Consider the following 13,766-nt stretch of genomic DNA (forward strand, 5'->3'; position numbering starts at 1 on the left):
CCCTTCAAAGGGGACTTGCACCCCCTAGACTCCTAAGGCCAACTTCAACGTTTGGCGTAAAGTCGACACACCGACCACGTCAATCCCCGTTGGTGGCGTCCATCCCTGTAAATTATTCTTCGGCACAAAGATCCGCTGGAAGCCTAACTTCTTGGCTTCGGCGACCCGTTGTTCGATCCGGCTGACCCGCCGAATCTCACCGGTCAATCCCACTTCGCCCACGAAACAATCCGTTGGGGCGGTGGCCGTATCCCGGTAACTCGATGCGATACTAATGGCGATTGCCAAGTCGATGGCCGGCTCGTCCAGCTTAACGCCCCCGGCCGCCTTCAAGAAGGCGTCTTGGTTCTGGAGCATCAGGTTAGCCCGTTTCTCCAGGACCGCCATCAACAGGGAGACCCGGTTGCGGTCCAAGCCACTCGCCGTGCGTTGGGCATTCCCAAAGACCGACGGCGTAATCAATGCTTGGACTTCGACCAAAATTGGCCGGGTCCCTTCCATCGAGACCACGATTGCCGAACCCGTCGCGTCCTTCAAGCGTTCCTCCAAGAAAATCTCCGAAGGATTGGCCACTTCGTAGAGGCCCCCCTCGCGCATCTCAAAGATGCCCAGCTCGTTGGTCGAGCCGAACCGGTTCTTGACCGCCCGCAGAATTCGGTAGGTGTGATGCATGTCCCCTTCGAAGTATAGGACCGTATCCACCATGTGTTCCAGAATCTTCGGACCAGCGATGGCACCGCCCTTAGTCACGTGACCCACCACAAAAATCGTGATGCCGTTGGTCTTGGCAATCTGCATCAATTCACCGGTGACCGCTCGGATCTGGGAGACCGACCCAATTGCCGACTCGATGCCGGGCGCCTGCATGGTCTGAACCGAATCAATCACCACGTAGTCCGGGTGCATCTCTTCAATGTTAGCTCGGATACTGGCCATATCCGTCTCGGGATACAGGTAGAGGTTGTCGGCGTTGACCACCAACCGGTCCGCCCGCATCTTGATCTGGCTGGCACTTTCTTCTCCGGACACGTAGAGGACTTTTCCCCCGGTCGCACTCAGTTGACCGGAGACCTGCAGCAACAGCGTTGACTTTCCAATTCCGGGATCTCCCCCGATAAGGATCAGGGAACCCGGAACGATGCCGCCCCCTAGTACCCGGTTAAGTTCCTCCATCTGAGTCTTGACCCGGGTCTCGGTCGTGTGTTTAACTTCGCGCATCAATTGTGGCCGTGAATGTTCGCCAGTCACCGTGACCCGCGTCGACTGGGGTTTCGCCACCGGCGTCACGACTTCTTCGACCATGGTATTCCACTCGCCACAGTTGGGACAACGCCCCAAATACCGGGGTGAGCTGTAATCACAATTCTGACAAACATATTTAGTCTTCGCTTTAGCCACGTGCATCCCCCTAATCTCGTATTCTTTCTACTGTATATTCTAGCATACCCAGCGGGTCTTCCCCCACTAGTCCGTTACGGCATTTGCAAAGTCTTAACGTTCGTCGCTCGACCCAAAGCCTCCCTGCCGTTGGGCCTGAGGAACCTGTTCGGCATCGGCCAGTCGAAACGGCATGAAGATGCCCTGGGCAATCCGTTGACCCTTGCGAATCGTGACGTCACTGAGGCCCACGTTGACCAGTTGAACGAAGATTTCCCCTTCGTTTTTATCATTATTATAGTAGTCGGCATCGATCACCCCGACCCCGTTCGGCAAGATCAAGTTATGCTTCAGCGGATTACTGGACCGGTTCGCCAGCAGCAAGACCTCATCCGGTTGCATGTACGCCTTGATCCCCGTCGGTACCAGGTACGGCTTTAAGTCGTGTTGTCCCGCCGTGAGTTCCGCCGTCGTCAGGGGGTCCCGGTGCCGTAGCCGCTTAAAGGCGTGCAAGACGTCGTGCCGCCAAATGGAGGGTAACGTAAAATCCTCGGCACATTCAAAATCATAGCCGGCCGATTGTTGGGTCGTCCGGTAAGGTAGGTGGAGCCCCTGGTCAGCGTACTTACTGACTACTTCAAATCCTCGTTGCTTCATCTTATTCTTCCTCTCTATCCACTGATTGAGAATCGACTCTCTTAACTAGGATAAGCATCCCGCCACCAGATTACCAGTAAAAGCTTTCCATCCGTGAAAAGCAGTTGACAAGCCGCCGGTGATAGACCAAAATCAAGGGGAGTCCTTAGACAAGAAGGGAGCCCTTACCATGGCATTACGGGAAGAACCTGGTCGCCTCACGATTCTAGACGACAACCGGTTAATGGCTAGTCTGCACTACCTGACCCTTTCGGCGGACAGCTGGGTCCTCGAACAGATCTTTGTCCGTCCCAACCAGCCCGTCAGCCTAGCTGTGGAGCTGATTAAACGTTTTACCCAGCTCGTCACAGCTGCTCAGGTCACCATCAAGTTACTGGACCCATACGCCAAACGTTACTTTGCGGCGCATCCCGCGCCAACGTTGGTGGCCGCCCACCAGCTTCCCGTCCAGGGAGCTACTGCGGTCCGGCCAGTCGCCCTTACAGCGCACCCCACGGAATAGGCGTCACGGGGAGCGCCATCGTCCCCAGACATTCTAGGCTAAAAAAACTAGAAAGAAGGCACGGCTGCTACTGAAGTTTCCCTAGCCCCCGTCCAGAATGTCTCCTTAACCATCACTCATCAGACCCGCGGCTAGGCGGGCGCGGTCCGACCGTCATCAACGGCCACCGTCACTTAGTTATCAGTAGCAGTCACGCATCCATGGATCAAAACGCATTAAAGGCCCTCGTTGGCCAAGAAGCCGTTAAGTACGTCGAAGACGGCATGATTTTAGGCATCGGCACCGGCTCAACCGTTCGGTACATGATCGACGCCCTGGGGGAACGGGTCGCTAAGGAAGGCCTCCACATCGTTGGGGTGGCCACTTCCGACCGGTCCGCTAAGCAAGCCGAATCGCTGGGCATCACCATCAAGCAGCTCGACCAAGTGGACCACATTGACCTCACAATCGATGGCGCCGATGAAATCGACGACAACTTCCAAGGCATCAAGGGTGGCGGGGCCGCCCACCTCTGGGAAAAGATTGTGGCCATCAACTCCACCAAGAACATGTGGATCGTAGACGAAAGCAAGTTGGTCCACCACTTGGGCAAGTTCCCGTTACCCCTGGAAGTCATTCCGTTCGGCTCCACGCACGTCTTGGAAAAATTAGACGGGATGGGCTTACACCCTGAATTCCGGATGACCGAAGACGGTCACCACGTACTGACCGATTCGAAGAACTACATTATCGATCTGCACCTGGGACGCATTGACCACCCCCACGAACTGGCCAACACCTTGAACGGTATCGTGGGCGTCGTGGAACACGGCCTCTTCTTAGACCTGGTCAACACCGTTATCGTGGGTCGTCAGGACGGTCCCGAAGTCTTAAACGCTCGCGACTAAACTTCTTATCATCAGGTCACCCGCGTTTATCAATTTGTTAATCATAACGTCACTATCTCGAGCCTGGGCCAACCGCCTAGGCTCTTTTTGGGCATCCACGACTATCTGGCGGTGTCGCACATACGTTTAGTTAAAGTATAGATTGTGCGCCTTACCGGTTGGCTCTGAAGAGGCTGGCCGTCCGGTAAGGCGGATGACAGAGAGAATGTTCAATCTTCAACGTCACATTAATTCAAAAAAAGACCTCACCCCAAACGGGATAAGGTCGCAGTGGCGGCTTGCATGAATAAGACCGTCAAATGTCTTTTAGCCATGGTGAAAGCCAACCAATTGTATGATTACTCATACCACGGACTCAAGGTCCAATAAGGCTTGCACCTTATAAAGTGAATTCTAGCAGTCTCACGTTGCTATTTCCAATTAGAATCACCGAGAGATACTATTTTGTGTGCGCTCAATTTAGCCGTGAGGGCGGCCCTGAAGGGGCTCAGTGGTGTCGTTTGGGTTATTCGGGGTTCTTTCCCGGATTACCCAAAGGCCGAGCTTGAAGACCTGGCACTTTCAGGGCTTCAAGTCGTGCCCACCACGTTCCAGCCCCTTCAGGACCAACCGGTAAGGCGAATACTTCCACAATCTGCCCTTGACTAAACATAGGAAAGGAGTTTGGGACAAAACGCCCAAACTCCTGTTATTTTTGATGATAACACTACGGTGCTGAAACATGCGACCCAAGGCAGCTAGCTCCGCTTAACCGCCTTGGGTCCCACTCTCAATCTTAGTCTATTTGGCTTAACGAACCTCTGAATTTTCGACGGCCGGGCGGGCGTCCCACCAGTCCCGCACCCGGTGAACGGCCAGTAGTGACCCCAAGAAGAAGGCCGCGGCGAGTCCCGCCGATAGGGGCAGTACCCTAAACATATCTGCTGGCAGGACCAACGCCAATAACGGAAAGGCGTAGGCGGCCGGGAGCTTCAAGCGTAAAACCTGTAGCCAGATAAACACTAGCGGCAACGTAACCAGCGTCGCGAGTGCCCAGGTGCCAATCAGGACGTGGACCGCAAAGCCCAAGGTCGCCGCCCCAGTCAACGCCAGCCACTGCCGTCCCGCTAACTTAGCGGTGTACTGTGGTTTCTGCAAGACTTCAAAGAAGACCACCAATACCGGTGGAATCCCCGCCATCTGAGGGACCCCTGCTAACCAGACACCCGCGACCCAGAGACTGACCAGTACCACGAATAGCCCCATATGCCGACCTTGAATGGGCTCTCCGGCCGCACTCTGTCGGAATTGTCCTTGGGCGTAGACTCCCAGCATCAGGCATAACGTGAAAATCAGAATGGCCGCGATAAAGGACCAGTGAGTCGCGTTGATAATGATGGGCAACAACCCAGTCGCAAATGACGGCGCTAAATTGGATTTCAGGCCCCACAACAGGACCAGCATCAGGAGCAACCCTAACCAAATTTTCGCCGGGTACGCCCAGGGAAGCTGGTTGATCAAGAACCCAATGATGGCCGTTCCCGAAGGCGCCAGGAAGATCTTACTGGGTTGATGAATCCAACTTGGATTCTGGTAGATCCAAGTGCCGGCGGTCAATGCCCCGATTTCCGGTAGAATCAATTCTTGATCGTGTAAGATGGTGGCACTCACCACCATCAGCAGCACAAAGGCAAACCCCAATCCATAATGGCGTACTTCTAATCGATGACCCATAACTTCCTCCTAACGCCCGCAGGCTTTCATGATTTTTTGCAAACTGCCTAGCAGTGTACCATAGATGAAAGCTCGTTTCAAAAATGACTTTCTAAATGTAAGCTGTTCCACTATTTTTCAAAATGAGAAGTGTCGCCTTTCCATTTACGCGTTCTGGTCGACCGTCACCCGATCGATGGTCAACCTTGCTTACCGGCCATGAGTTTTCCAGAACCCATTCAAAAGATGAGAAGATTGGAGTACAATGATAAAATAGTGAGGAGAGTGAAGATAGTGAGTAAAGAAATCACTGCAGCCCAAACCGCTGCGTACCAAAAAGAACTAGCGAACGATACCAACGCTCAAGTGTTGGAACGGGCCGTTAGCCATCAAGGGATTTTAGCAACTGCCGCCGACTTTGCGTCAGACCGGGATATGACCCCCGTCTTCTCCATTGACTTGGATACCGGTAAAGTTGCGAACCAAAAGCAAAGTGGCCGGTGCTGGATGTTCGCCGCATTAAACACCATGCGGCACCACCTTGCCGACCTCTTCAAGTTAAGCGACTTCGAATTATCCCAAAACTACACCAACTTCTGGGACAAGTTCGAAAAGGCTAACTACTTCTACGAAAACGTCTTGGCAACTGCCGACCAACCAACGTCTAGCCGGAAGGTTGCCTTCTTAATGGCGACCCCCCAACAAGACGGTGGTCAATGGGACATGCTGTGCGCCATCATCGAAAAGTATGGGATCGTGCCTAAGTCCGTTATGCCTGAAACTTACAACAGTTCTAAGTCCAGCGAGCTCAACAAGACGTTGAACTTGAAGCTGCGGAAGGACGCCGTGGTCTTACGGAAGTTAGTGGCTGATAACGCCAGTGCTGACGATATCGCCGCTGCTAAGGACAAGATGTTAAAGGAAGACTACCGCATCTTAAGCTTTGCCTTAGGCGAACCCGTCTCCGAATTCGACTTTGAATACCGCGACGATGACAAGAACTACCACATCGACAAGGGCTTGACGCCGAAGAGCTTCTTCGACAAGTACGTGGGCTGGAACTTATCCGACTACGTCTCCATCATCAACGCCCCTACTGCTGACAAGCCTTACAACCACACCTACACGGTGGAAATGTTAGGTAACGTCGTGGGTGGTCGTTCCGTTAAGCACTTGAACGTCTCCATGGCTGACTTCAAACAACTGGCCATCAAGCAGCTCCAAGCGGGTCAATCCGTCTGGTTCGGTTGTGATGTGGGTCAAGAATCTGACCGGCAAAAAGGGATCATGGATCCTAACTACTACCACCAAGACGACCTCTTCAACGTGGACTTCGACCTTTCTAAGGCTGACAAGTTGGACTACGGCGAAAGCATGATGACGCACGCCATGGTCCTGACTGGTGTCGACCTGGTCGATGGTCAACCTACGAAGTGGAAGGTTGAAAACTCTTGGGGTGAAAAAGTCGGAACTAAGGGTTACTTCGTGATGAGTGACGCTTGGATGGACAAGTACTGCTACCAAGTCGTGGTCAACAAGCAATTCCTGCCTGATGACTTACGGAAGATTCAAGAGACGGAAGAACCAACCGTCTTAGCCCCTTGGGATCCAATGGGTGCGTTAGCTTAATCTGGTTGAACGTTAAACGATTCAAAACAAGCGGCATAGGTGTGCTCCAACGGAGTGTACCTATGCCGCTTGTTTTGAATTTATCTATTAGGTAGATTGCAAATTTAATCCGAATTTTTGGACAAATTGGTCAGCATAACCTGATACGGTGTTTTCCAGTCAAGTATTTTAAGCGGTCGCTGGTTAATTTGGAGTAACGTCGTCGTTAAATCTTGAGCACTAATGTGCTCAAAACGAGTCCCCTTAGGATAAAAATAACGTAAATTCCGATTAAAGCGTTCATTACTACCACGTTCAGCTGGCGTATAAGCATGACAGTAATAGGTCTTAATACCATATTGTGATTCAAATGATACTAGCCCACTAAACTCAGTACCACGGTCCACAGTAAAACTGTGCACCGGTCCATTAAAAGTGGTTAGGAACTTAGTCAGTGCTTCATTAACACTCGCTGTCGTTCGGTCCTTTAACCGATATGCCCAAAGGAACCGTGATTTTCGATCGATTAAAGTTAATAAAACTGCCTTACTATGCCCACGAGGACCAACGACTGTATCTAGTTCAAAATCGCCGATGCGATTACGTTGATTAATCATCATGGGACGCTGTTCAATTGATCGCCCCAAAGATTGATTATATTTGGATCGTTGGTCAACGTTACGCCGTTGGCGTACGCCATGTTCAGGTAGATCATTCAAGGAGAAATCAATTCTCCCCTGATTTAGCCAATTATAAATAGATTTAGTAGCTAGTTTAAATTCGTGAGCAATCATTCCTGGTGACCAGCTTAGACGTAAATGGTTGAGAATTTTTTGCTTTAACTCATCGCTCAGCTTAGTTTTCCGACCACATCGTGATCGCTTGTATTCGGCATCTGTTTGTGCTAATTCAGCCTGATAAGGTTGACATCGAGATAATTCATAAGAAATTGTTGACGGTGATCGGTTCAGCCGAACGCCCATTTGGATATTGGACAGCCCTAGTTCACAAAAGGTTTCGATTTTAATTCGTTCGGAATAGGTTATACTAGACAAAAGATCAGCTCCTAAAAGATGGGTTTGTGGTAAACACCAGGTAGCGTCAAGAATCTTGTGTAAATGAAATGCCTTCGTACATATAATATGTATCTAACTTAAATAAATGATGCTTCCAAGGTGTCCTGTAGTCCTTTGAACCCTCGGTGGATCCGCTTCAGAGACTTCTCGTTATAAACATTAAACTGAGAAACCAGGAAGCGATCCAGTGAATCTTCCGTTGGAAATTGTTCTTTGTGGTGGGTGGTGCGCTTGAGATGCTTATTAAAGTTCTCAATCAGGTTAGTGGAGTATAGTGATTGCCGGATAGCTGGTGGAAAGTCCATGAAAGTGAGTAAATTCGGCATTTTAAGCAGATCTTTGATTAATTTGGGATAGGTCTGATGCCAGTTGTTGGCGAACTCATTCAGTTTCAGTTCGGCTGCTTCACGGTTGGCGGCCCGATGAACTTGTTTAAAGTCACTGATCACGGCCTTGCGGTCTTTCACACGAACTTTGTTCATCAAATTACGCCCAACATGAACCAGGCAACGTTGTCGTTTAGCTTTGGGAAAATGCCGATTTAAGCCTTCATCCAAACCAACTAAACCATCGGCCACAAACAACAGCACATCTTTGACACCTTGCTTAATCAGGGTTCCCAGCAGTTCAGTCCAGATTCCAGTCGATTCCGTTGGCGCCACTTGGTAGTTCAGCACTTCTTTCGTACCATCTGGACGAATGCCAATCGCAATATGAACGGCTTCTTTTTGAACGGTATCCCGCTTTAACGGCAAGTAAGTGGCATCTAAGAAGATGGCCGCATATTGTGAAGCCAGTCGCCGTTGCTGGAAAGCTTGAACCTGTTCATTGACGGCTTTAGTCATGTTGGAAACCGTGGCTTTGGAGTAGTGAGCACCGTACATTTTCTCAATGAGTTCGGCAATTTCAGCAGTGGTAATTCCCTTGGTATCCAACTGAATGACCGTTGTTTCTAAATTATCACTGTGCCGACCGTAGGCTGGCAAGGTATGATTTTCAAACCGGCCATTGCGATCTCGAGGAATGGTTAAGCTAAGTTGGCCGTACTTCGTATCAAACGAGCGCTCATAACTGCCGTTGCGGTTATTACCAGTGTTAATCCCAGCGTATGAGTAGCGTTCGTAACCCAAAAACTCTGCCAATTCGGTTTGAAGCAGCTGGTTAATCGCAATTTCGAGGTGGTGACGAAAAACTTCGTCCAAATCTTGCTTTTGGGCTAGTGCAGCGATAATTTCTGTGGTAAGTTCATTCATGGGGAATGCCTCCTGTGATGTTTTCTGTGGTTACTAAATATCATAAGGGAAGGCATTCCCTATTTCTATACAATTCAGAAATCTTTTATGCATTTACACAAGATATTTTACGCTCTCAAACACCATTTTAAAGGAAGCTGATCTTTTTTGTCCGAACAGCGTTCGGATTAATTTTACAATCTACCATTATGTTAGAATTCCCACCGAAATCAACAATGTTATAAATCTAACGCCCCTCATAATAAAGTAGCTATTCTATACCGTTAACGCTAGTGGAGACTATTCGCCTTAATATCCTTTGATGGAATTAGGGCGATAATCAATATTCCCAAGAGGCATCCAAATTGACCAACGTCATTTATAACGTCTTTAACAATATCATTGCTTACACCTACAGATATTCCCCAAACAATTATTGGTAATGTAAAAAGTATTACTGCAAAGTATGGTGAAATTCTGGCGTCATTAAACCGTCTAATAGTAAGAGATAGGCTTGGGATAAACAGTAAAATATAAGCAATGGCCTCGTATAATGTACTGTTTAAACTCGGAAGAATCCACGATAATCCCGAAAGCACAATTGATATAGTAATAAACAATGTAAAGAACTCGGAACGTGTTGCACGGCCATGAAAATTCACCATGTTTCTAAAAAAAGAAATATACGATTTCACTTTTCTACCACCTACTTTTAGGTTAATCAAATAATGTTACCGATGCAACGTCCGCCTGGGTTATACCCGCATTCAAACGATATCGTTTTAACTTATTAAATAATTCCAAAGTTATCCCCTCCCAATTAGAAACAACAAATTCTTACATAGAAAGCACCATATCAAGCAAGCGCTTTCTATGTTTTAGTATACATATACCTGTCTGTAATTTGTAGTCTCTTCTAGTCTTCACTATTAAGCTTGTCATTTAATAAAATTAGATTATTACAAAATTACATTTTCAAAAAAGTGGATGTCTCAACAACTTTAATTAGCACTTAGTTTAATCTGTTCATAAAATCCGAAATATTCAAAAATTCGAGAATTACATATAACCAGACTAGCGTAATGAAAATACAAGTTGTATTTTTAAATATCGAAAGGATCTCATTGAATACTCTACATATCCCTAAGTAAGCATAAAACGGCAAAGTATCGAAATCTCTAAAAAGATTCTTTCGATACCTTGCCGTCTATTTATACCAAAGCGTTTGCTTAGTTATCCAATTATTTAAGGTGCTTAGCGGCGTTGACCCGTTCAAAGAGGTCCATGGCCACTTGTTCCGTTGACCACTTGGGATACATGGTCTTCTTCTTAAAGTTATTTGAGAGGAGAACCACGCCCGTCCGGCCATTCCGGCTCATCACGAACGTACTTTCATAATAGTCCCCCATCCCGTGACCGTAATACCCTAACTGGTCGAAATGGTACATGCCACCCGTGTAATGCAGATTCGTCGTGGCCTGGTGCAGGACTTGGGCCCCCGCCGGCGTTGGCAAGAGCGTGCCCTGAATGATGGCCCGTTCTGCTCGAAAGAGGTCCCCAGCACTCATGGTCGCATTCCCAGTCGCAATCTGCGCCGCCATATCCGTCGCACTCGGCGTATGCGGATGTGTGTACTGCCGCGGTGCCGTCCCACCGTATCCTAAAATCCGGTGCTTAGCGGACCGCCGTAGTTGCGCGAAACTGGTATGATTCAAGTCCAACGGCGTGACTATCTGCTGATAGAACAACCGATAATAGGATTGATGGGTCACCTGGTGTAAGATTCCCGCCAATAACACGTAACTGATGGGTTGATAGTCAAACCGGCCCAGCTTAGCCGGCACAACTTGCGCATTTTGAGCGGCGTACTGGTAGGCTTGCTTTTCCGTTAAGGTTGTGGTGGGCGCCATGTTGCCCGTGAGGCCCCCCGTCATATCCAGCATTTGCCGAATCGTTACCTGGTCACTGTGCTTGATCCGGGGATAATACTGGCTCAGCTTATCCGTCAACCGTAACTGGCCGGCTTGAACCGCCCGCATCACCAGTTGCCCGGTCAACGATTTCTGAATCGAGTTGATCAAGTACTGGGACTTGACCGTATTTTTCCGGTTCCGAGCCCGGTCAGCGTATCCATAAGCTTTCTGGTACACGACCCGGTCATTCTTCACCACTAACGCGGTCCCCACAAACTTTTTAGCCTTCAGTTGGCGCGTGATTTCCGCGGTCAAAAGCGGCGTCTGTTGCCCCTTATTCGCCCGGTCGAAGGCGGTGACTTGGTGGCGCCGCGCAGCCTTACTTTCCGCCGCATCCTTAGCCAAGGCTGTCCGGGTAGCTTTCGCATGTTGCCGGTTAGTTGCCGTTACTTGTTGTTGGTCATTGGCATCGAGCTGATGCATCCCGTAAACCAGACCGCCGATTCCCAAAATCACGACGATCAACATCACCCAATGTCCTAGATTTCGTTTATTCAATTTTTTCTCCCCCATTTGGAACCCAACTCTTACTTCCAGATTATACAAAAAAGTTGGGTAAAAACAATCATTTGTCCTGATTGTTTGTCCCAACTTAAGGTTATTATAAAAACCGTTATAAAAGCGTTTTTTTCAAGATTTTCAAGTGGTCGTCAAACTCGTAGCGAATGGGTTCCCCGTTCGCAACCTCGACCTGACTAATGTCGGCGTCGGGGACCCGATCCAAGTACTTGATCAGGGCCCGTAAGGTACTGCCATGGGCAACGATCAATTGATTCTGCCCCGCCAACAACCGAGGAGCGACCTGGTCGACCCAGTACGGCATCAGCCGGTGGTAAGCCATCTCCAGACTTTCTCCTCGAGGCTCGATGTGCGGGCCGAAGCGGTCGTAGCGCCGGTCTTGGTCCACCTGCTCCAAGAGGGGCGGGACCACGTCAAAGCTCCGCCGCCAGATCTTCACTTGTCGGTCCCCGACCTGGTCGCGGACCTGGTCCTTATTGTGGCCTCGTAACGCACCGTAGTGGCGCTCGTTCAGTCGCCAAGATTTATACTCCGGAATATATAACTGGTCGATCTGCTCCAACACCAGGTTGGCCGTCACAATGGCGCGCTGAAGCATCGACGTGTGCAACGCCCCAAACTGCAGTCCGGTCCGGGCAATCGCTTGCCCCGCAATGCGGGCCTGTTCGCGACCCTTGGATGTCAGCGGAACGTCGCTCCATCCCGTAAAGACGTTATCTCGATTGGCGACACTTTCGCCGTGCCGTAAAATCACTAGCGTTGCCATCAATCCTCATCCTCTCTTACTGCTTACAGAGCCTATGATACCATAGCCGCTAGTCGAAACTAAGCCAACCTGTTCGTTTTTTCACGACAAGTGCTGGTCGCTTCCCAAAACGCCGGCGATTCGAAAAACCGGCCCTTCCCATTAAGATTCCTGGGAAAAGCCGGTTAGACGATTTTTAAGCCTTAAGCCACGTGCTGCACAATCACCATCAAGATTGGAATCACCACTAAGCTCAACAACGTGGTCTCCGTCACCATGATGGCCGCGTAATCCGAGTCCGCATGGTACAGCTTAGAGACTACGGGTGCATTGGTCATCACCGGCATCGCCGCCTGTAAGATGAAGACTTGCTTCATTAATAGCGGCATCCCCGTTGGCAGAACCAAGCAGCCCATCAACACGGGAGCGACGATGAAGCGTCCCAGCAAGATGCCTAGGCTATCCCGGTTCACCCGAATATTCTGCAAGCCCGCGCCCGCAATCGCCGTTCCAATGAAGATCATCGACAACGGAATCGTCAAACCGCCCACGTACTGGAAGTCTTGCATGATCCAGTGAGGTAACTGAATGTTTAGCAGGACCAAGATGACCCCCACGATGAAGCCTAACAGGGGCGGTGAGAAGATCTTCTGCAACGTGGTCTTCAGGTTAAATTGACCCGCTCCCTGGCCATCGCGTTGAATCAGATAGACCCCAAGCGTCCAGAAGAACGTGGTGTTGGCCATGTAGTAGACCAGCACGAATGGCAGACTTTTGGGCCCGAACAACGCTTCGTTGACCGGTAGCCCCACAAACACCGTGTTCGAATTCAAAAACATGGACTCAAATAATCCCCGGTGTTTAGGATTGATCCGAAACAGATGGAACGCAATGATCGATAGCCCGAACATGATCAGCATCGATAGGACCGGAAAGCGCAGGTCAGGCAAGGTCTCTTTCAACGTTGTCGCCGAAAACTTGGTCGTAATCGTACTAATCATATAAGCCGGTAACGCAATCTGGGTGACCAAGCGGGCAATCAACTTAGGTGCTTGATCGTCAAACCACCCACGCCGGGATAACACGTAGCCCAGCCCAATCATCACGAGAATAATCAAAACACCCGAAACACTTCGAATGAATACGGCCATATTTGGCCCCCCTCGCTAATCGTAAGAAAAAAATTAAACTTTCTTAAGTCGTCCCAATTATTATAGCATGCCACCCAATTTGTGAATTATCGTAACCGTTTACAAGTGTTGCCTTTACGCGTCTTCTTTTTTCTTGACAGTCCGTTAAAGTCCGGCCCCATCCCCTTTAGCGCTTGCGGGATGGCTAAGGTATCTTAACGGTCAAACCATTTACGAAAGGCGAAATCTATGGTCTAATAAGTGCATTAAGGCAATCGTTAGACTCAGGGGTTTGCTTAAATTCCCGTTAAGGACTGCCCCGCCCTTTCCAATCGGCCCGGTTCCGTTCTATAATGGGAAAAGATTTT

General features: G+C 49.6%; 12 protein-coding genes. 3 read left to right on the forward strand and 9 right to left on the reverse strand.

Going from position 1 to position 13,766, the window contains the following annotated elements; translation table 11 throughout:
* Window positions 1-24: 24 nt before the first annotated feature.
* Both radA and RIN67_RS10200 read right to left on the reverse strand, forming a co-directional pair.
* Window positions 25-1,398 (reverse strand): DNA repair protein RadA, encoded by a 1,374-nt coding sequence (gene radA, locus RIN67_RS10195; protein ID WP_024747598.1) that lies wholly within the window; start codon window positions 1,396-1,398, stop codon window positions 25-27.
* A 93-nt stretch (window positions 1,399-1,491) separates the two neighbouring features.
* Complete coding sequence (locus tag RIN67_RS10200; protein WP_024747597.1) at window positions 1,492-2,034, reverse strand: dCTP deaminase/dUTPase family protein; 543 nt, start codon at window positions 2,032-2,034, stop codon at window positions 1,492-1,494.
* 169 nt (window positions 2,035-2,203) lie between these two features.
* On the opposite strand from RIN67_RS10200, the gene RIN67_RS10205 reads away from it, so the two are divergent.
* Complete coding sequence (locus RIN67_RS10205; RefSeq protein ID WP_264999668.1) at window positions 2,204-2,536, forward strand: acetyltransferase; 333 nt, start codon at window positions 2,204-2,206, stop codon at window positions 2,534-2,536.
* 200 nt (window positions 2,537-2,736) lie between these two features.
* Window positions 2,737-3,423: a ribose-5-phosphate isomerase RpiA gene (gene rpiA / locus RIN67_RS10210; protein ID WP_024747595.1), complete on the forward strand. Its 687-nt coding sequence runs from the start codon at window positions 2,737-2,739 to the stop codon at window positions 3,421-3,423.
* Between the two features lie 789 nt (window positions 3,424-4,212).
* Here rpiA and RIN67_RS10215 read toward each other — a convergent pair.
* Window positions 4,213-5,136, reverse strand: a complete 924-nt coding sequence (locus tag RIN67_RS10215; protein ID WP_265000454.1) for a hypothetical protein — start codon at window positions 5,134-5,136, stop codon at window positions 4,213-4,215.
* Between the two features lie 273 nt (window positions 5,137-5,409).
* Here RIN67_RS10215 and RIN67_RS10220 point away from each other — a divergent pair, with 273 nt between their 5' ends.
* Window positions 5,410-6,744, forward strand: coding sequence for a C1 family peptidase (locus RIN67_RS10220; RefSeq protein WP_056944155.1), 1,335 nt, complete (start codon window positions 5,410-5,412; stop codon window positions 6,742-6,744).
* A gap of 104 nt (window positions 6,745-6,848) precedes the next feature.
* On the opposite strand, the gene RIN67_RS10225 is transcribed toward RIN67_RS10220, so the two are convergent.
* The 6 genes from RIN67_RS10225 to RIN67_RS10250 all read right to left on the reverse strand — a co-directional run bounded on the left by RIN67_RS10225 (window position 6,849) and on the right by RIN67_RS10250 (window position 13,419).
* Window positions 6,849-7,778 (reverse strand): IS30-like element ISLpl1 family transposase, encoded by a 930-nt coding sequence (locus RIN67_RS10225; protein WP_313825885.1) that lies wholly within the window; start codon window positions 7,776-7,778, stop codon window positions 6,849-6,851.
* A 98-nt stretch (window positions 7,779-7,876) separates the two neighbouring features.
* On the reverse strand, window positions 7,877-9,052 hold the full coding sequence (locus RIN67_RS10230; protein WP_313825884.1) for an IS256 family transposase: 1,176 nt from the start codon (window positions 9,050-9,052) through the stop codon (window positions 7,877-7,879).
* A 269-nt stretch (window positions 9,053-9,321) separates the two neighbouring features.
* A complete protein-coding gene (locus tag RIN67_RS10235; protein WP_265000392.1) occupies window positions 9,322-9,726 on the reverse strand; it encodes a DUF805 domain-containing protein in 405 nt (134 codons plus the stop codon).
* A gap of 546 nt (window positions 9,727-10,272) precedes the next feature.
* Window positions 10,273-11,502: a serine hydrolase domain-containing protein gene (locus RIN67_RS10240; protein ID WP_265000393.1), complete on the reverse strand. Its 1,230-nt coding sequence runs from the start codon at window positions 11,500-11,502 to the stop codon at window positions 10,273-10,275.
* Window positions 11,503-11,617: 115 nt separating this feature from the next.
* Complete coding sequence (locus tag RIN67_RS10245; RefSeq protein WP_107740652.1) at window positions 11,618-12,289, reverse strand: 2,3-bisphosphoglycerate-dependent phosphoglycerate mutase; 672 nt, start codon at window positions 12,287-12,289, stop codon at window positions 11,618-11,620.
* Window positions 12,290-12,471: 182 nt separating this feature from the next.
* Window positions 12,472-13,419, reverse strand: a complete 948-nt coding sequence (locus RIN67_RS10250) for an AEC family transporter (RefSeq protein ID WP_265000394.1) — start codon at window positions 13,417-13,419, stop codon at window positions 12,472-12,474.
* Window positions 13,420-13,766: the final 347 nt, after the last annotated feature.

It is taken from the genome of Levilactobacillus namurensis (genome assembly GCF_032197885.1).
Taxonomy (GTDB): domain Bacteria; phylum Bacillota; class Bacilli; order Lactobacillales; family Lactobacillaceae; genus Levilactobacillus; species Levilactobacillus namurensis_A.